Raw genomic sequence first — 18629 nt, forward strand, 5'->3', positions numbered from 1 at the left:
CTTATATAAAACAAGGTTTAGAATGGAAAAATACACATTAGAAGCTAGAAGACTAGGTAAAAAATATGGATCTAGATGGGTTGTAAATAATGTCTCAATGAAAGTATCAACTGGTGAGATTGTTGGGCTTTTAGGCCCAAATGGTGCTGGTAAAACTACTTCTTTTTATATGATAGTAGGGCTTGTTGCGGCAACAAGAGGAAAAGTACGAATGGGAGATATGGATGTAACAAAAATGCCCATACATCTTCGAGCACGAAAAGGGCTTGGTTATTTACCCCAAGAAGCATCAGTATTTCGTAAACTAACAGTCGAAGACAATATTGTAGCTATACTCGAAACTCGTAAAGAACTTACTAAAGTTCAAATAGATGAAAAACTTAATGAATTATTAGATGAGTTTAGTATTCAACACATTCGTAAAAGTTTAGGAATGAGCTTATCAGGTGGTGAGAGAAGAAGGGTGGAGATAGCTAGGGCATTAGCAATGGATCCTAAATTTATACTTCTTGATGAACCTTTTGCAGGTGTCGATCCAGTCTCAGTAATTGAGATAAAAGAAGTAGTAAGACACCTTAAAGATCGTGGAATCGGTGTACTTATTACAGATCATAACGTTCGAGAGACTTTAGATATTTGTGAAAGAGCATATATTGTAAATGCTGGTAATATGCTAGCTTCCGGTACTCCTGAAGAAGTTTTAGAAGATGAAACAGTTAGAAAAGTTTACTTAGGAGAAGATTTTAAATTATGATAAATACTACAAATTCTAAAGTAGTGTGCGTGGGTAGAAATTATGTTGAACATATTAATGAACTAAACAATGAAATACCTTCAAATCCAGTGATATTCATCAAGCCGAATACAGCAATTTCTAAATCTTTAAAATTAATAAAGGGACGAGAATTACATTATGAGTGTGAAATAGTTTTCGCATTTGATCGAAGTAGTAAAATTTGTGCTGTTGGTGTTGGTCTTGACATAACAGATAGAGATTTACAATCAGAACTTAAAGCTAAAAAACTTCCATGGGAGCTAGCAAAAAGTTTTGATAATAGTGCTGTTATTAGTGACTTCATAACTATTGACGAATCAAAAGTTCCTTATTTAAGTTTCAAAGCATACAAAAATGGTAAACTTATTCAACATGGTAGCTATGATTTGATGATGTATAAACCACAACAGGTTATAGATTTTCTTAAGAAAAGTAATATCTCACTATGCCAAAATGATTTATTAATGACGGGTACTCCTAAAGGTGTTGGCATTATAAATCCTGATGATACATTCATATTAGAATTAAGTTGTAATGAAGAATTGATCTTAGAAGCAGAATTTAAATAATCTTTAAGAAATAAGGCTTAGTATGTGGGCGATAATTGGAAGTAGTGGTTTTGAATCATTTGATAGTTTTGAGATTATAGAAGAGCTATCAAGAGAGACTCCTTTTGGACTATGTTCAAATGGTTTATTTAAGGTTAAAGTAGATGGTCGAGAAGCATTATTTTTAAACCGGACAGGTCTTGAACAAAATATTCTACCTCATCAGATAAACTATAAAGCTAACATTTACGCCCTTAAAAAATATGGTGCTACAAGTATAATAGCTCTATCTTCCGTGAGAAGTTTACGAGAAGATTTAAAGCCTGGTGATATGGTTATTCCATACCAGTTTATTGATAGAACTAGATCTTTAAGAGAATTTACTTTTTGTGAACAAGGCTTATTGAACTATGTATCATTATCAAAGCCAGTTACAGAAAGTATTGCTGAAGAATTAAGACATAAAAAAAATGATTTTGATTTCCCAATTCATTTTAAGCAGTGTTATGTATGTATTGAAGGTCCACAGTTTCCTACTATAATTGACGCCAAGTGCTATCAAACAATGGGAGGAGGCATAATTGGTATGACAGCTTTTCCTGAATTTGCTTTAGCAAGAGAGGCTGGGCTTAACTATATAAGCTGTAATTTTATAGTAGATTTCGTACCATGGTCTTATGATGTTAAAAACGAATATAATATTTTAGAAATCCGTCAAACAAATAATACCAAAGCTGAAACATTACTAACATGGCTAGTAAATAACTTATCTTTTTATGCTGAAAATGATTGTCATGAACTAGGTATCGCTAGATATTTATCTACTCCTTTAGAAAATTTACCACCAAATAAACGAGCATGGTTGCAGGTTATTGCTAAAGATAACTCAAAGACTAAAGATGCTAGAGATACTGAAATACTTAAAAAAGTACCAGATTTATATGGAGGCATTAAAGCTATACCTCCAAAACTAAAAGATTTGCTGACATTTATAAGTAAGTACGATCAAGGCAATAACAGAAAAGATATTGAAGCAACTAGAAAAGCTGCTGCTACACTTGACTTGTATAGCTATGAAAAATTAGATCTATCTGGAATAGAAAATATAACAATTAAGCATCCTGATGCTCACGAGATACCAGTTAGAATATATAGACCAACCACAGACTCTAATCCTGAAGCTATAATTTTCTCACATGGTGGGGGATTCGTATCTGGGACTCTAGATTCATTTGATGCTTTTTGTCGTAAAATTGCGATTACAACTAACCGAGTTGTTTTTGCAATTGACTATAGACTAGCTCCAGAACACCAATTTCCAGCAGGACTTAATGATGTAGAATTTGCTGCTGAATATTTTTATAAACATTATAAAAAATATAATATTTCCAGAAAGAATTATACCTTAATGGGTGATAGTGCTGGAGCTAACTTAACACTACTTGCTAGTTATAATCTTATAAAAGATGAAAAAATAAATATTGCTAATAATATTATACTTTACCCATCTGTAGATTTATCACATATGCTGACTAAATCCCTACAAGATTTTGAGAGTGGATATATATTAACTAAAGCAAAAACGACTTGGTATTCAGAACTTTATGTACCAGATGATATAGATGCCAAATCACCAGAAATATCACCCTTTTATATAAAAAACCTTGATAACATGCCTAGAACATTAGTTATGACAGCTGGATATGACCCACTAAAAGATGAGGGATTACTATTTGCTGAAAGACTTTTAAGACATGATGTTGAAGTACAACACTATCATTTTGATAGTTTAGTGCATGGATTCATAAACTTTTCAAAACTTATTCCTAAAGAAATGGATAATTTACATAGTAGAGTTATTAAGTTTTTAGGTAAATAATCTTTTTAAGGTTCATATTCTCTGTCTACAATGTCTATACTAAATTTAATAAAATCATTATTTTATAAATCACCAAGTTTTTTATTAGATCGTTCAAGAAGCCTATGCAATCTTTTAACTATATAGCTTGATTCAAAATTATCATGGAGCTGATATTTATACACACATAAAGCCTTTTTAGCAACCTTAATAGAAAACTGTTCTCTTGTAGTTATAGTTTTACCAATTTTTTTATAATCACCATATAATGATAGTAGTGCTAATTTTTGAGTAATTATGTTAGGAGCATTTGGTAAAAGCTTATACACGACATAAAAAACTCCTCCTCCAAAAATAAGACCTAAACAAATCGATAGTGAAGGAGTTACATTAAAGCTCATTTGATTTGATGGTTGAACTACAAAAACAAAGCCTAAACAGTATCCTAAACCATACATTTGGAGTTTAGATATAGATAATAATACTACTCCAGCAGATAATCCCAAGCAAAAGAAAAACAATAAATGTTTAAAGCTTTCGGTAAACTGATATATAAAACAAAATTTAACTATAAGAGCTATAGGGACACTAATCAATAATCCCATAAGTACTTTTTTAACAAGCAAGAAAGCATTCGGTATTCCCACAAACAATTGTGATAGAAGTGTCATAATTGCCGTAGCTAAAAGCATACCTAAACTTCCCCCTGAAATTGACCAGATTAATGCACATACAAGAAATATTGCTACATTTCGAGCTGTAGCCGTTGCAATAATAATAGGATTATAATAGTTTTTTATCCTATTAAGTTTAAGCTCATAAAGTGGTTTCTTAAAGTTATTTAGTGAATTATATGCCAAAAGTAATTCTATCAAAGCTAGATAGATATTTTTAATAACTATAGGAGTATTTGTGAGTTTAGAGAATTTTCTTAATGTTTTAATAACACTTTTTGTATCACTATGAGATATTTTACTTAATTGAGCATTTAAAATTTCTGCATAGCTTTGAAACTCTAAGCTATTATTTGATTCTATATATTTACAATAGTCTTTAATAAGTCTTAAAAAAGGCAGAGCCTTATTTGAAAATAGAACATGGTTATTTTTAGTAGCTAATTTCTCATAAATACTAGCACTACTATCGTTATGAATAGCTATTGTTGATTCAAGAATATCTCTTGTTGCTAAATTGACACAAAAACTATTTGGTTGTGTGCTAGTAAGAGATATTAGATGTTTAATAGTAGCATTAAGTAATTGCTTACTATGGTTTTGATATATTCTTTTAACTGAATAGGGTTTTATTAAAAAGCTTGATATACATGCTGCCGTAGCTCCTATACATATTTCTATTAATCTAGCAGATGCAAAATTTAAAGCATTTACTATAGTTATATTTTGTGGATCGCTGATAGAGTATAAAACAACTATTATTGTTGTAATATTTCCTAAAGCAATTCCATATACTAAATTAGAGTGGTTAATGCCTGCAGAAATAAGGGAACATGCACATAAAAAAATAACTAAACAAATAAAGCTAGGAATAGGCTGCCCAATAAATAAAAATAAGATTAAACAACCGACTACAATCCCTATAAAAGTACCTGCAACAAGACATAATGCTTTTTCTATAACAAATCCTGTTTCTGGGCGTAACTGTAAAAATAAAGCTGCAATAATACCCCACATTGGTTTATACAGGTTAAAGTTTAGTGTAACAATCAAAACGATAATTGCAGAAAGCAGAAGCCTAAAACATATTACAAATGTATTTTGATTTATAAAACTAAGTTTCTTTGTCATAGTTATGCCAAGTATTTTATGTTTTATCACTTTGTAAGATTTCACAAAGGTCAATCTTATTAAGCTAGAGGTTTAATTATATCATAGGATATTTACTATTTAAGAAACTTGAAAATGTAAGCACTCTATAGTTTTGTGTATAGCTAAATTTTAATAAGTTTGATTTAATACCTAAGATAACAACTAAAAATATAACAAACAAATGAATAAATATAGTTTTTCAGACGATTATAGTGAAGGGTGTCATCCAAATATTCTTGATGCATTAGCAAGTACTAACTTAGTTCAACAAACAGCTTATGGAAATGATGAATATTCTATACAAGCTAAAAATTTAATCTGTAAACATTTTAATCGAAATGATGTTACTATACATTTTGTTGCAGGTGGTACACTAGCTAATATTATATGTATCTCAAGTATGTTAAAACCTTATGAAGCAATAATCTCTGCTAGTAGCGGGCATATTGCATTAAGAGAAGCCGGAGCAATTGAAGCTACAGGACATAAAATTATCTCTGTTGCTTCTGAAGATGGTAAGTTGACTCCCGATGACATTAAAGACGTTATAAAGAATAATTCTCATGCACCGCATATGGCAAAACCGAAGCTTGTATATATATCTAATACAACAGAGTTAGGAACTGTTTATACAAAGACTGAATTAGAAAGTTTGTCAGAAACTTGCAGAGCAAATGATTTGCTATTATTTATGGATGGAGCAAGATTGGGAGCAGCTTTGACGGCAAGTGCTAATGATTTAAGTTTGGCAGATATTGCAGCGTTTACAGATATATTTTGGATAGGTGGTACTAAGTCTGGGATATTATTTGGAGAGGCTATAATCATTCCGAATAAAAATCTAGCTGTGGATTTTGCGTTTAATATAAAACAGCGAGGAGCATTATTAGCAAAAGGGCGAGTATTAGGACTTCAATTTAGAGAGCTCTTTTCTAATAACCTATTCTTTGACTTGACTAGCCATGCTAATAAAATGGCAGAAAAACTCTCTAGCGGAATCGTTAAAGCTGGTTATAAGCTTATACAGTCTGTAGAAAGTAATCAGATATTTGTAGCACTACCCAATTATGTAATTGAAAGGCTTCAAGAGAAATTCACTTTTTTTGTAATGAGCGATATTGATGAGCAAAACTCAATGGTAAGATTGGTTACTTCTTGGGCTACTGATGAGGTTATGGTTGATGAATTTGTGGAGGTATTGGATAAATATTTTTAATCCCAACCAATGTTGTTTAAGAGCTTTTCAAATACGTTATTTGGATATTGAGTTGATTTATCTTTTTTCATTAAACAGTAATAGAATTCATCCATTTTTATGGCAATAGGCATATAATCTTTTAAAATCATATCAAGTGAAGCTGGTTCTGATGAAATAATTTCTTTAATTTCATGATTTAACATTCGCTTATATTGATTAAGTTTATTAGTAAAAGAAGAAACGTCATCTAGTATTATGTTTCTTCTTTTACTGATAGACGTAATAATACAGTTTAATAAATACAGGATTCCACTCGATTTATCATAAGTAATATTTTTGTAAAAAAATTTTTTCTCCTCCATAGATAACTGAAATTGAGAAGATAGAGCTAAACCAAAATCACTGTAATATAAGCGTGAGCCATCAGTTAAAATATTTCTAAAATGTGCATCCATATGTAGAAGGTTACGAGATCCCATAAAATCAATTGTTTCTTGAATTTGATTTTCGACCAATTTAACTGTATCAATAAAAGTATCATTAAGTGACTGTTTGCTTAACCATTCATGAAGATTCTCTGGTATAAATTCTATGAATAAACATATTGATTGTGTTGCTTCAAGCTTTTCTTTTAATCGATTATGTATTTCTTTATTATTTTCCCAGTATATGGTGTCTTGATCTAAGTCATCACGCTCTGATCTTGAAATAGTGTTCTTTATATTAGCTGTTAATATCCGCCAATGATACATAATCGGAAAATTATAACACTCACCTGTAATAACCCAGTTAGTTGTTATTTTATGTGTAGCCAATTCACGCCAAGCTCCAAAGCCAGCTGATCCAATGCCATACTGATAACACATTGGTAGATTGAACATATTAGCTGTAGACATATAATTGTCTGCCTGCAGCTCTCTATCCGTTATTGGTATTTTCTTAACAAATATAGGGGTATGGTTTATTTTTATTTTTAGAGATGTTCCACCAATGCCGGTATGCATCGGTTCACCAGTTGATATTATTTGCTCAATCTGATTATTAGACATACAGGTTAAGATATTGGAAATATTATTATATTTATTATACCTTTCAGCAGTTTTATTCATCTAAACATAATCTCTTTAGTTTACGGCTAATTATATAATTGTTTGAACCGATATTATTTGATAAAACTAAATATTTATCTATCTATTGTGCAAAAGAGTAAAGAATGTTAAAAGCTCTCAATCTCACCATCTTTCTTAGCCATAATAACTACATTAGCAGGCTTTAATGCAAATAGACCGTTAGTTACTACACCTGTGATTTGATTTAATTCTGTTTCAAGCTTTAATGGATTATCAATTTTCATGTTAAATACATCTAGGATAACATTGCCATTATCTGTAATTGTGCCTTCACGATAAACAGGCTGACCACCAAGTTTTATAATCTCACGAGCTACAAAACTTCTTGCCATAGGGATTACTTCTACAGGTAGTGGAAAAGTACCAAGGATATTTACTAGCTTAGATTCATCTATAATGCACACAAACTTCTTAGCAGCAGCTACACATATCTTTTCACGCGTAAGGGCAGCACCGCCACCTTTTATAAGCTCTTTATGCTTGTTGCATTCATCAGCACCATCAATATACAAATCAATTTCGCCAGCATAGTTTAAATCTACAACATCAAAACCTAAAGCTTTTAGCTTCTTAGTAGAGTCTTCAGAGCTTGAAACAACCTGTTTGATTTTATCTTTATAATTAACAAGTTCCTCAATCAAAAAAGCAACTGTACTACCAGTACCTACACCAAGAGTGATTTCAGAGGTGATTTGTTTAGCAGCTTCTATTGCAGCTAATTTTTTAAGTTCATTTTGATTGTCTTTTTTCTTAAAAATCATAGTTAAAATTTTCTCTTGTTAAAAATATTGTTAAAAATTGAGCCTTTGATTATATAAATAACAGTGCACCCAAAAGCTATAAGCAACTGTATTAGTAAGCTAATAGTGGGTACTATATATCCAATAGTTACAAATAAGCAAATTAATGGTGTAAAAATTCTCAGAGTAACATTAAAAATAGGAGAAAGTTTTGTTCCTGTATTTTTAAGAATTTCATAACTAAATTTCTGAGCATCATAAACCCAACCAACCATAAATATATCGAATAAAAACAAATAAATAATGATCAAGTGAAAACCAAACATCATAGAAAAATATATATTTGTATAACCTCTACAAATAAAACATGTAGTTATTATAAAAGGTATAAGAAATATTAAAAATTCTAAGTGTAGCTTACGCGTAATTTCACAAATATATTTTATAGCAGCTACAAATACGATGATATTAAAAGTAATAAATATAGCTTCTAGCATTAAATAATATACAGGTGTAGATACTTTTATTACAATAAATATACTACTAATATGAATATTTTCTACCGGCTCATGGTAAGGTCTATAGTCTCCTAATACTGCATATATAACAATACAAAAAATTATTGAAATAACTATATTATAAAAAACACTTTTGAAAGCTGCTAATTTAATATTTGCATCATTATCTACTACTCCGAGAATATTTTTATAAAGAGCTAATGAAACAAAATTACTAAGAATAGCGTAGATCATCGCCATTGCCATCATATTATGGATTTGTGTATTAGTTTGATAACTTAAACCGAATAAAAAATCATCTATCCCAATACTACTATGAGGTAGATAAGTAAAAGTAATAATTGCTAATATCAAAATTAAATATAAAGCATTATGAGATATTATGACAATAAGATTATTTATATTAATCACTTTTTTAGATATTAACACTAACATCAATACCATTATGACTAAAATCACTACTAAGCTAATATACATTGGAAAACTAGAACCAAAGCTTAAGCTAGCACTACTTAATTTGTCTATAGCAGGAACATTATCAACGAAATCTAAAAAATATGAAGTTATTGAAAAAATCACAATTGATAAAATAACAACCATAGAACCTGTCAGTAATACACTCAATGGTTTAAGTTTTGAGCTACCGGTTAATTTCTTAATTAGCTTACTGTAGGTATTAATTTCTGGATGTACTTTTTCCAAATATATTGCAATAATATTCATTGGATAACATAGTAATAAAGTAAACGCTATATATGCATAAAAAAACTGGAACCCATTATATTTAAATACACTTTCAAAAAAACCTAAACTGAAACATAGCGCGGTAGCAATTATTCCAGTTACAAGAGGTTGCGCTGTTTGTTTAATGTTCATAAATATATACCCCTAATTTCTGGTTACGCAGTAATTACCACGGAAAGTAATGTTTTTAATTATTTGAGTTTTTTCATTTACTGATACCCAAGTGGTACATTTTAAAGCACCAAGCTGAACAAATTGAGGGTTATTTTGTGCCACCATAAGAGTTTGTACAGGATTTCCACGCAACATCGGTGTATTTGGATTAACCGCAGTTCTTTGATACACATAAGTTTTAATATCAGGGCTAGGTGATACATCCATAGAGCTATTAGGGTAACCAAACTCTTTCATGTAATCACTAAAACTTTGACCAATCCAAGCTTTCTGTTGTTCTACATATTTCTGTCTAGTTGCACAAGAAAATAAACTAAATATCAGTATCGAAAAAACAAAAATCTTCAAAAAATTATTTTTCATAGTAACTCCTATTTTATAAATCCAGTTTTTTTCATATATATCGTTAATAACGATATCGCTGCAGGAGTAATTCCTGGTATTCGAGATGCTTCACCAAGAGTTGTAGGTTTTTGCTCTGTCAGTTTTTGTAAAACTTCGTTAGATAGACCTTTAACTTGAGAATAATCAAATTCCGAAGGTATTTCTTTTAGCTCTAATACCGCAGACTTTTCAATATCTTTATTTTGTCTATCAATATAGCCAGCATACTTAGCAGATATTTCAATTTGCTCAATGACACTTGTATCCTGAAGATTTAACTCTAACCCGTCAATCTTGCTTAGTTTATCGTAATCAATCTCTGGGCGTTTCAATAAGTCAAAAAGAGTACTTTCTCTAGTCATTTTTTTATCTAAATATTGCTCTAAGTCACGAGCTTTTTGAGTTTGAGGACCAATCCAAGTACTTTGCATTTTGCTAATATTCTCATTTATAGCGGCTTTTTTTGCTAAGAAGCTAGCTTTATCTTGAGCATTTAACAGGCCAAGCTCGATAGCAACATCTGATAAACGCAAATCAGCATTATCTTCACGCAAAACTAGTCTATATTCGGCACGAGAAGTAAACATTCTGTAAGGTTCTTTTGTACCTTTAGTTATAAGATCATCTATTAATACACCCATATAACTATTTGAACGGCTTGGGTACCATGATTTGTCACTATCTACACTAATAGCAGCATTTATACCAGCTACTAAACCTTGTGCTCCAGCCTCTTCATAACCTGTTGTACCATTTATTTGACCTGCAAAATAAAGGTTTTTGATAAATTTAGTTTCTAAAGTAGGGCGTAAATCTCTAGGATCAAAGAAGTCATACTCAATTGCATAACCTGGACGCATGATAAAGGCATTTTCAAAACCTTTAATGGAGCGAATATACTCAACTTGTACTTCAAATGGAAGGCTTGTCGAAAGACCATTAGGGTAAAGCTCTATAGAGTTTAAACCTTCTGGTTCAACAAATATTTGATGGCGATCTTTATCGGCAAATCTTACTACTTTATCTTCAATAGAAGGGCAGTAACGAGGACCAATACCTTCAATAACACCACTATACATTGCAGATTTATCAAGATTACTGTTGATAATATCGTGAGTTCTTTGGTTAGTGTATGTAATGTGACAAGGGATTTGTCTTGGGTGTGCTATTTTCCCTTTTGAAAAGTACGAAAAAAATGGTGTTGGATCATCACCGTGTTGCACATCCATAACACTAAAATCTACACTGCGGCTATCTATGCGTGGCGGAGTTCCAGTTTTTAGTCTATCTACTCTAAAAGGTAATGCTCTTAATCTTTCTGCTAAGGCATTTGATGGTTGATCTCCTGCTCTACCTCCAGATTGTGTAGTCTTACCTATATGAATTTTACCGCCTAAAAAAGTGCCTACAGTTAAGATAACTTTTTTTGCTTTAAAAGTTATTCCAGTTTTCGTAATAGCTCCTATAACTATGCCATTTTCAACAGCTAAGTCATCCACAGCATCCTGGAAGATTTCTAAGTTTTCTTGATTGTTTAAATGATCATTGACAGCTTTTTTATAAAGAACTCTATCTGCTTGGGCACGAGTTGCACGCACAGCAGGACCTTTACGCGAGTTCAGTATTCTAAACTGAATACCAGCAGCATCTATAGCTTTAGCCATGATCCCACCCATTGCATCAATTTCCTTTACAAGGTGACCTTTACCAATCCCACCAATAGCAGGATTACAAGACATTTGACCAATAGTATCTATATTATGAGTAAGCAGGAGGGTTTTTGCACCGATTCTAGCTGAAGCTGCTGCTGCTTCAACACCAGCGTGACCTCCACCTACTACAATTACATCATAATTATTTTTATATATCATCTAAATAATGTTTTTAAATTTTAATCTCCTAAATTTTACTACACTTTTGTCAAAAAATAACTATACAAAGATATTAATCATCTAGCTTTTACAATATAATTGCGATTATCAAAGGCAATATGTTTTTTAAGAGCACTTAAAATGCTAGACATCAATAAAATCTATCATAAATATATTGACCAAGATCCTATTAAAGTTTTACAAGACGGTGCTATAAAATCTGCTTTAATATTTTTCTGTTTTTTGAGTATTGCAACTTATCTTAATTTCGATAGAAACTTAATAGTTATAAGCATTCTATTTATAGCTAACTTAGCTGCGAGTGTTTTAATTGGCAGTATTGAAGCGAAAAGATTAGCATTTTTTTTATATATGCTTACAGCTGTTATTATGATTAATTTATCACCATTAGTTCATCCAGCTTTTGAAGATAATTTTATGCTGATAATTCTTGTTGCTTTTTTTGCATTTTGGAGTAGAAGGTTTGGAGCAGCATTTGCATTTTTTCCGATAATGATAACTGTACTAACATGTATTTGTTTTGTGAGATTCCCGTTAGATAGTGATAATCACTTAACCTTTACTATTACAGCAGTTATTATCGGTTTAGCTTTTTATATCTTACTAATAAGAAGTTATAAACCTATGACTGATAAAGAGATAAAAAAAGTTATTATGGATTTTTCTAAACTGTTTGTTAGAAATACCTTTGAAACTTTTGAAAAATCAAGTTATCGAAGATTTACTCGTTCAAAAGTATTTGAAGCTAATAGTGCTAAGTTCAAAAACATTATCGCATTACAAGATCATGGTTTAATGTTTTTAAAAAAAGCCAAACATGAGAAGTGGCGATATTTTTGCTACAACATTGCTTTACTGAATAGACTAACAGCTAAATTTATACTAAATTATAAACGACTGAGTAACAATTATATCAAAATTGGGTTCAATGACCATAAAGAGGTGGAGAGTTTACTTAAAGATCTAGAGGCTATTTTCAAAAAGACCTTATTTTTATTTTTGTATAGTCAAAGAGCAAATGCTGATATAGCTTCTAAGTTTGAAGAACTTGATCACTTAAAATATAAGTTTGAAATAAAATATATAGAAAAATATCACCTTGATGAGCTTAAAAAACCTATATTGTTTGATAGTGTTTTACTTCTTGATGATATGTTCATTAATGTAAAAAATCTAAAGGAGGCCTACGATGATCTTTGTAAAGGATAAATATATCAATAGGCTTTCTGATACTACTTTACTTGCAATAAGAGTACTAGTCGCTTGTACTATAGGGCTTCTTATAGGTTATGTGGTTTTTTCGTTATCAGGAGAGCAACATTTTCGTGACAGAATATACTGGATAGTGATAGCTGTTGTAAGTGTAGCAGCAAGTACTAGTACAAGTGTGGTTTATAAAAGAGCAAAATCTATTGTGGTTTTTTCTTTACTAGGTACAGCTCTTGGGTCAATGACCTTGATGTTAATCCAAAAGTATATTGATGGGTACTTTACTTTACTTGCCATATTATGTGGTATTGCATTAGCATTTTATATTTACACATTATTTTTGAATTATGCTACTAGTGTCTTTTTTATACATATATATTTGGTTATGTACTTTGGCTTATTTGTTGGGTGGAGCTTAGATTTATTTATTATTAGAGTAGTTAGTGTAACTATTGGTACAGTATGTATAGTTATGGTTACATTTATCTCTAGAGGTAAAAAGTATAGAACACAGTTCATCAAAGAACTTTATACAAATTATATCGAATTTAAAAAGATTGTTGATGATGTTGATACTCATATTTTGAATAAGAGAGTTATAGCTTTAGTTGAAAAAAACATTCAGTTAAATGAGATACTTGCAAACGCAAGATATGAATTTTATTCAAAAGATAAATATAATGAGTATAGGAAAGTTGTTGTCCTAATGGATGAGCTTTTGATAAATATAAAAACTTACCGCACATTATTTATTCAGCAAAAAACACATGATAGCGAGTTATATAAAGAGTTAGTTACATATACTAAAGAGCAGATTCAAAGGAATTTTGATAGATTAACAACTAAATATGATAGAGTGCTACTTTAATTGTACTATTTCAGTTACTAACACTTTCAAACTTTTCAAGATATTGACTATTAAATTCTTGTTTTAAATATTTTATTAGTGAGTTGACTCGTTTTAGTTGGTATTTCACAGGAGGTGAAACTATAGATAGTTGAGTACTTTCTGTATATTTTGGTAATACTTCTACTAAATTACCATTTTTGATATCAGCATCTACATATACATCTACAAGTCTTGTAACTCCTAAGCCTAATAGAGCAGCTTGTTTCATAACTCTACCATTAGTCGCATGAGTACCATTATTGTGAATATGGAGAGTATATTTGTCATCACTTGAGACTAGATTCCATTGCTTAACACTACCGTAAACAAGAGGTAGTTTTTCAAGTTCTCTAGGGGTTGTTATTTGTGCATACCTTTTAATAAAGCTAGGGCTTGCAACATATTTGGTAGATACTGTTCTAAGATACGATGCTATTAGATTTGAATCGGGTAAGTCTCCCATACGAATTACTAGGTCATAATCACTTTCTAAAAGGTTTATACGATTACTAGAAAAATCTAGGTGGATTTTTACTTTTGGATTTTGTTGTTGAAATTTAAGTAAAAGTGGAGCGATAATATCTTCTCCGATTATTCCACCAACACAATTTATTTTTATAACCCCATTTATTTCATTGCTTTCTTGAGTTGCAAGCTGGGTTGCTGTATCTAAGTCTTGAAGAGCTTTTTTGCATTTTTTATAATATTCTTCACCTATTTCAGTAGCTTTTACATGCCTTGTACTTCTATATAAAAGCTGAACTTTAAGGTCACTCTCAAGATCTTTTATACTTTGACTTAGATTAGATTTTGCTACCCCTAAAATATCTGCAGCTTTTGTGAAGCTTTGCTGTTCTGCTACATGGATAAAGGAATAAATTCCACGCCAATTTATGTTGTTCATTATTTTGTAACAATGTTTTATGATTATTAGTATTTATCAGTCTAATACTCTTGTGTATAATTTACAATCAATAAGTCACAGTGAAACTTTAATAAAAAATGGAGAAATAAAATGAGTAAATCTTTAGTAGTAATAACAGGTGCAAGTTCAGGTATTGGTGCAGCAATTGCAAAACGCTTTTCAGAAGCAGGACATTCACTTTTACTTATAGGTAGAAGAGTAGAGAAAATGCAAGAGCTAAACTTACCTAATACTATGATTCGTAAAGTGGATGTAACGGATATTCAAGCTTTAAAAAATGCTATAAAAGATGCAGAAGCTGAGTATGGTGCTGTTGAGCTATTAGTAAATAATGCAGGATTGATGCTTCTTGGACAGATTGATAATCAAGATCCAATCGAGTGGCAAAAAATGTATGATGTAAATGTACTTGCTTTACTTAATGGTATGCAAGCAGTTCTGGGCGATATGAGAGCTAGAAAATCTGGTACAATCATAAATATAAGCTCGATTGCAGGTAAGAAATCATTCCCTAATCATGCTGCTTATGTAGGTACAAAATTTGCAGTATCTTCAATGAGTGAAAATGTGCGTGAAGAAGTAGCTGATGATAATGTTAGAATTATGACAATCTGCCCAGGAGCAGTTGAAACAGAGCTTTTAAGTCATACAACTTCTGATCAAATAAAGTCAGACTATGAAAGCTGGAAAGAGTCAATGGGTGGAGTATTAGTTGCAGATGATATAGCTCGCACAGCTTCGTTTATGTATAGTCAGCCGCAAAATATCAATATTCGTGAAGTTGTGATTGCTGCAACAAGACAGCCTGCTTAACATTAGTTATCTAATTATTCTCAGTTATTAATCATTCTCAAGGTGTGTTAAAATTCTAAGCTAGAAATTTAATAAAATTAAGAGTTAAAAATTTTATATGACTAGTGACCAAACATTTCTTTTTTATGACCTCGAGACTACAGGCATTAACAAATCATTTGATCAAGTTTTACAGTTTGCTGCAATTCGCACAGATCTTGATTTTAATGAGATTGAGAGATTTAACTTTTTTGTAAAATTAAATCCAGATACAACTCCTAGCCCTATGGCGACTATTACGCACCATATATCTATAGCACAAGCAAATACAGGTGTAAGTGAGTATGCAGCTATCCGCAAGATTCATAAGATCATTAATACCCCAGGTACTATTAGTATAGGCTATAACACACTTGGTTTTGATGATGAGTTCCTGCGTTTTGCATTTTATAAAAATATGCTACCGCCCTATACACACCAGTTTAAAAATGGTTGTTCTAGGGCTGATTTGTTTCCTATAGTTACTAGCTACAGTATATTTTGCACACAAGCTTTAAAATGGCCAAAAGTTATAAATGATGAAGGTGTAGAGAAAACATCATTAAAGCTTGAAAACTTGAATGCTGAGAATAACTTCTATAGTGGCGGTAGAGCCCATGATGCTATCACAGATGTGATTGTAACAGTTGAGTTAGCAAAAAGGCTAAAGCAAGTAAATCCAAAAATGTGGCAATACCTACTAGATAAGTTTGATAAGCAGACCGATGAAGCTACCATATCTCAACTAGATGTAGGCTTAGAGGTTGCGGATAAAGGCTACAAGCAGGCGATAGCTGTAAGCGGTATATTTGGTTTTAAAAATAACTTTATGTCGGCAATACTCGACCTTGGTCAGCATAGGCACTACAAAAATCAGCAGATATTTATGCGACTAGATAGTTGTCTTTTGAGTGAGTTTGTAGAGGAGTATGGTAGCCTTGAAGCTGAGCATTGGCGACTAACTTTAAATAAAAAGTGGGGCGATACTCCGCTAATACTACCAGCGAAAACTCGTTTTGTTGGTAAGTTACCTAAAGAAAGGCTAGAGCTTATAAAGGCGAATAAAGAATTTATAAAAGCAAATGCGGATAAGTTTTTAGATTTTGTAGAATTTGTACTTGAGTATAAATATTCTGAAATTGAAAACATAGATGCAAATGCAAATATCTATCAAAGTGGTTTTATGACTAGTGCCGATGAACGAGGTTGCGATAAGTTCCATGTCTCAGATATTGTCAAAAAAGCTCAGATGCTAAACCAACTTCCTAAAGACTACTATACTAGAGCATTACGAATAATTGGGCGATTAGATTTTTCTAAGCTACCAGATAATGCACAAATGGAATTTCAAGAATATCTAAATCGTATTGTAACATTAGAAAATGATGAGATGCTAATTGACCATAGAGGCAAACCACGTAAATCATTGGAAGATATTTACCAAGAAATGCAAGATGTGCGTACAAACCGCGAGCTAACAGAAGAACAGCAAGGTTTACTTTATGAGTTAGAAGAGTATTTGTTCTAATCTAAATAAAATTCACGGAAATTATAATGTCTAATATACAAACAAAAAAACACCCTAGAGCTTTACCTATATGTTTTACAACCGAAATGTGGGAGAGATTTGGGTATAAAATTTTACTAGGTTTATTAGTTTTTGTTCTTTTAAAAAAATACAACCTAGATGATTCCCAGGCTGCTGTTATAGTTGGTGGATTTACAGGGTTACTGTATATAACGTCTATAGTGGCAGGTTTCATAGCAGATAAATTTATTGGATACTATCGTTCGGTTATATTAGGTGGGATAGTATTAATTATTGGCTACTTAATATCTGCCATAGCTCCTTCTCTACTTATTCTAAGTATTGGGCTGGGCATTATTAGTGTTGGGACAGGGTTGTTGAAGTCAAATGTTAGCAGCTTATTAGGTTTATCATACGAGGTTGGTGATCCTAACAGAGATAAAGGATTCACTATTTTCTATGCGGGTATAAATATTGGTGGAATGCTTGCTAATTTTACAGCAGGATATTTCTATGAGCATTATGGAAGCCTTATTAGTTTTTGTATTGCAGCTAGTGGGGTTTTATTAGGTGTTTTAATTTTTTATTTTGGATTTAAACTATCAAATTTGAAGCCTCTTCGAGATAATGTGAGTTTTACAGAGTGGCTAAGTGCTATACTGATGATTTTTGTGTCTATAGTGGTAGCTACATTTATTATCTATAATCCAAAAGTGTCAGTTATTTTCTTTGTATTGGTAATCTTTGTAAGTATTTTCGTGGTTATAAAGATAAGCATACATGATACTAAACAGCTAAAAAAATCCTTTGCATACTTGCTGTTTTTAGCAATAGCTATTGTATTCTGGGGAATATATAACCAGATGTTTTTATCTATGAATTTATTTATTAATAGATTAGTCGAGCATAGTTTTTTTGGTATTCCTATGACAACACAATCTTTTATTATTGCTAATAATGTTGGTGTTATTGTTTTTGGCTTTACAATTATTAAGCTTTGGAATTATCTAAATGATGTAAAAAAATATATCTTAGGAATGTTTTTACTTTGCTTTGTTTTTATGATTGTAATATCAGGAATTAATACTACAAGTGAGCTAGCAAAAATTGCAGGATACTGGGTCATTATGGCATACTTGATGCTTTCTTTAAGTGAGATTTGTATTTCACCAATAGGATTGTCTTTAGCAACAAAATTGGCACCAAAAGGTAAAACTGGTATGTTTATGGGACTTTGGTTAGTTACAATGGGTATTGGTGGTTTCTTGGCTGGAATTATTGCAAAATTTGCAGCTATTGATAGTGTTAAGAATTTAAATGTTATAGAAATGAAAGAGGTATATAACCACGCATTTACCATATATGTAGGAATTGCAGTAGTGGCGTTTGTGCTTACAATTGTAATTGGTAAAGTTATAAATATGCTTTTAGCTGATAGTAAAAGCTATAGAAAAATATAA

General features: G+C 31.3%; 16 protein-coding genes. 9 read left to right on the forward strand and 7 right to left on the reverse strand.

The genetic code is table 11. From position 1 onward, the window contains the following. Positions 1-22: 22 nt before the first annotated feature. Genes lptB through CDH04_RS05090 form a run of 3 tightly spaced genes read left to right on the forward strand, consistent with a single transcriptional unit; the run spans position 23 to position 3202 of the window. On the forward strand, positions 23-754 hold the full coding sequence (gene lptB, locus CDH04_RS05080) for an LPS export ABC transporter ATP-binding protein (RefSeq protein WP_112869998.1): 732 nt from the start codon (positions 23-25) through the stop codon (positions 752-754). Next, on the forward strand, positions 748-1344 hold the full coding sequence (locus CDH04_RS05085) for a fumarylacetoacetate hydrolase family protein (RefSeq protein WP_112869999.1): 597 nt from the start codon (positions 748-750) through the stop codon (positions 1342-1344). Before lptB ends, CDH04_RS05085 begins: the two co-directional genes overlap by 7 nt. 22 nt (positions 1345-1366) lie before the next feature. Further along, complete coding sequence (locus CDH04_RS05090; protein ID WP_112870000.1) at positions 1367-3202, forward strand: alpha/beta hydrolase fold domain-containing protein; 1836 nt, start codon at positions 1367-1369, stop codon at positions 3200-3202. Positions 3203-3264: 62 nt separating this feature from the next. On the opposite strand, the gene CDH04_RS05095 is transcribed toward CDH04_RS05090, so the two are convergent. Next, positions 3265-5031 (reverse strand): FUSC family protein, encoded by a 1767-nt coding sequence (locus CDH04_RS05095; RefSeq protein WP_112870001.1) that lies wholly within the window; start codon positions 5029-5031, stop codon positions 3265-3267. 157 nt (positions 5032-5188) lie between these two features. Here CDH04_RS05095 and CDH04_RS05100 point away from each other — a divergent pair, with 157 nt between their 5' ends. Next, entirely contained in the window at positions 5189-6223 is a 1035-nt protein-coding gene (locus CDH04_RS05100) for a threonine aldolase family protein (RefSeq protein ID WP_112870002.1), read from the forward strand. Here CDH04_RS05100 and CDH04_RS05105 read toward each other — a convergent pair. The 5 genes from CDH04_RS05105 to mnmG all read right to left on the reverse strand — a co-directional run bounded on the left by CDH04_RS05105 (position 6220) and on the right by mnmG (position 11766). Beyond that, complete coding sequence (locus tag CDH04_RS05105; protein ID WP_112870003.1) at positions 6220-7314, reverse strand: protein kinase family protein; 1095 nt, start codon at positions 7312-7314, stop codon at positions 6220-6222. The genes CDH04_RS05100 and CDH04_RS05105 overlap by 4 nt on opposite strands. A 107-nt stretch (positions 7315-7421) precedes the next feature. Next, complete coding sequence (gene rpiA, locus CDH04_RS05110) at positions 7422-8096, reverse strand: ribose-5-phosphate isomerase RpiA (protein ID WP_112870004.1); 675 nt, start codon at positions 8094-8096, stop codon at positions 7422-7424. Between the two features lie 2 nt (positions 8097-8098). Then, positions 8099-9469 (reverse strand): SLC5/6 family protein, encoded by a 1371-nt coding sequence (locus CDH04_RS05115; RefSeq protein WP_112870005.1) that lies wholly within the window; start codon positions 9467-9469, stop codon positions 8099-8101. Between the two features lie 12 nt (positions 9470-9481). Continuing rightward, complete coding sequence (locus tag CDH04_RS05120; protein ID WP_112870006.1) at positions 9482-9874, reverse strand: hypothetical protein; 393 nt, start codon at positions 9872-9874, stop codon at positions 9482-9484. A gap of 8 nt (positions 9875-9882) precedes the next feature. Beyond that, positions 9883-11766: a tRNA uridine-5-carboxymethylaminomethyl(34) synthesis enzyme MnmG gene (gene mnmG, locus CDH04_RS05125; protein WP_112870007.1), complete on the reverse strand. Its 1884-nt coding sequence runs from the start codon at positions 11764-11766 to the stop codon at positions 9883-9885. A 141-nt stretch (positions 11767-11907) separates the two neighbouring features. Between mnmG and CDH04_RS05130 the strand changes: the two genes are divergently transcribed. After that, positions 11908-12996 (forward strand): hypothetical protein, encoded by a 1089-nt coding sequence (locus tag CDH04_RS05130; protein WP_112870008.1) that lies wholly within the window; start codon positions 11908-11910, stop codon positions 12994-12996. Further along, positions 12977-13864: an FUSC family protein gene (locus tag CDH04_RS05135; protein ID WP_112870009.1), complete on the forward strand. Its 888-nt coding sequence runs from the start codon at positions 12977-12979 to the stop codon at positions 13862-13864. The genes CDH04_RS05130 and CDH04_RS05135 overlap by 20 nt, the downstream gene beginning before the upstream one ends. Positions 13865-13874: 10 nt before the next feature. On the opposite strand, the gene CDH04_RS05140 is transcribed toward CDH04_RS05135, so the two are convergent. Continuing rightward, on the reverse strand, positions 13875-14789 hold the full coding sequence (locus CDH04_RS05140) for a LysR family transcriptional regulator (protein WP_112870010.1): 915 nt from the start codon (positions 14787-14789) through the stop codon (positions 13875-13877). A 111-nt stretch (positions 14790-14900) separates the two neighbouring features. Here CDH04_RS05140 and CDH04_RS05145 point away from each other — a divergent pair, with 111 nt between their 5' ends. From CDH04_RS05145 to CDH04_RS05155, 3 genes are all read left to right on the forward strand, one after another. Next, entirely contained in the window at positions 14901-15623 is a 723-nt protein-coding gene (locus CDH04_RS05145) for an SDR family oxidoreductase (protein WP_112870011.1), read from the forward strand. Positions 15624-15720: 97 nt separating this feature from the next. Then, a complete protein-coding gene (locus CDH04_RS05150; protein WP_112870012.1) occupies positions 15721-17169 on the forward strand; it encodes an exodeoxyribonuclease I in 1449 nt (482 codons plus the stop codon). Between the two features lie 26 nt (positions 17170-17195). Then, positions 17196-18629 carry a peptide MFS transporter gene (locus tag CDH04_RS05155; RefSeq protein ID WP_112870013.1) on the forward strand — a complete coding sequence of 478 codons (1434 nt, stop codon included), beginning with the start codon at positions 17196-17198 and terminating at the stop codon, positions 18627-18629.

The sequence above is a fragment of the Francisella adeliensis genome (assembly GCF_003290445.1).
Classification (GTDB): Bacteria; Pseudomonadota; Gammaproteobacteria; order Francisellales; family Francisellaceae; genus Francisella; species Francisella adeliensis.

What these genes read in the sequence shown, in the direction of transcription:
- lptB (WP_112869998.1), top strand. Translation starts at nt 23, where the DNA reads ATGGAAAAATACACATTAGAAGCTAGAAGACTAGGTAAAAAATATGGA.
- CDH04_RS05090 (WP_112870000.1), top strand. Translation starts at nt 1,367, where the DNA reads ATGTGGGCGATAATTGGAAGTAGTGGTTTTGAATCATTTGATAGTTTT.
- CDH04_RS05100 (WP_112870002.1), top strand. Translation starts at nt 5,189, where the DNA reads ATGAATAAATATAGTTTTTCAGACGATTATAGTGAAGGGTGTCATCCA.
- CDH04_RS05105 (WP_112870003.1), bottom strand. Translation starts at nt 7,314, where the DNA reads ATGAATAAAACTGCTGAAAGGTATAATAAATATAATAATATTTCCAAT.
- rpiA (WP_112870004.1), bottom strand. Translation starts at nt 8,096, where the DNA reads ATGATTTTTAAGAAAAAAGACAATCAAAATGAACTTAAAAAATTAGCT.
- CDH04_RS05115 (WP_112870005.1), bottom strand. Translation starts at nt 9,469, where the DNA reads ATGAACATTAAACAAACAGCGCAACCTCTTGTAACTGGAATAATTGCT.
- CDH04_RS05120 (WP_112870006.1), bottom strand. Translation starts at nt 9,874, where the DNA reads ATGAAAAATAATTTTTTGAAGATTTTTGTTTTTTCGATACTGATATTT.
- mnmG (WP_112870007.1), bottom strand. Translation starts at nt 11,766, where the DNA reads ATGATATATAAAAATAATTATGATGTAATTGTAGTAGGTGGAGGTCAC.
- CDH04_RS05130 (WP_112870008.1), top strand. Translation starts at nt 11,908, where the DNA reads ATGCTAGACATCAATAAAATCTATCATAAATATATTGACCAAGATCCT.
- CDH04_RS05135 (WP_112870009.1), top strand. Translation starts at nt 12,977, where the DNA reads ATGATCTTTGTAAAGGATAAATATATCAATAGGCTTTCTGATACTACT.
- CDH04_RS05140 (WP_112870010.1), bottom strand. Translation starts at nt 14,789, where the DNA reads ATGAACAACATAAATTGGCGTGGAATTTATTCCTTTATCCATGTAGCA.
- CDH04_RS05145 (WP_112870011.1), top strand. Translation starts at nt 14,901, where the DNA reads ATGAGTAAATCTTTAGTAGTAATAACAGGTGCAAGTTCAGGTATTGGT.
- CDH04_RS05150 (WP_112870012.1), top strand. Translation starts at nt 15,721, where the DNA reads ATGACTAGTGACCAAACATTTCTTTTTTATGACCTCGAGACTACAGGC.
- CDH04_RS05155 (WP_112870013.1), top strand. Translation starts at nt 17,196, where the DNA reads ATGTCTAATATACAAACAAAAAAACACCCTAGAGCTTTACCTATATGT.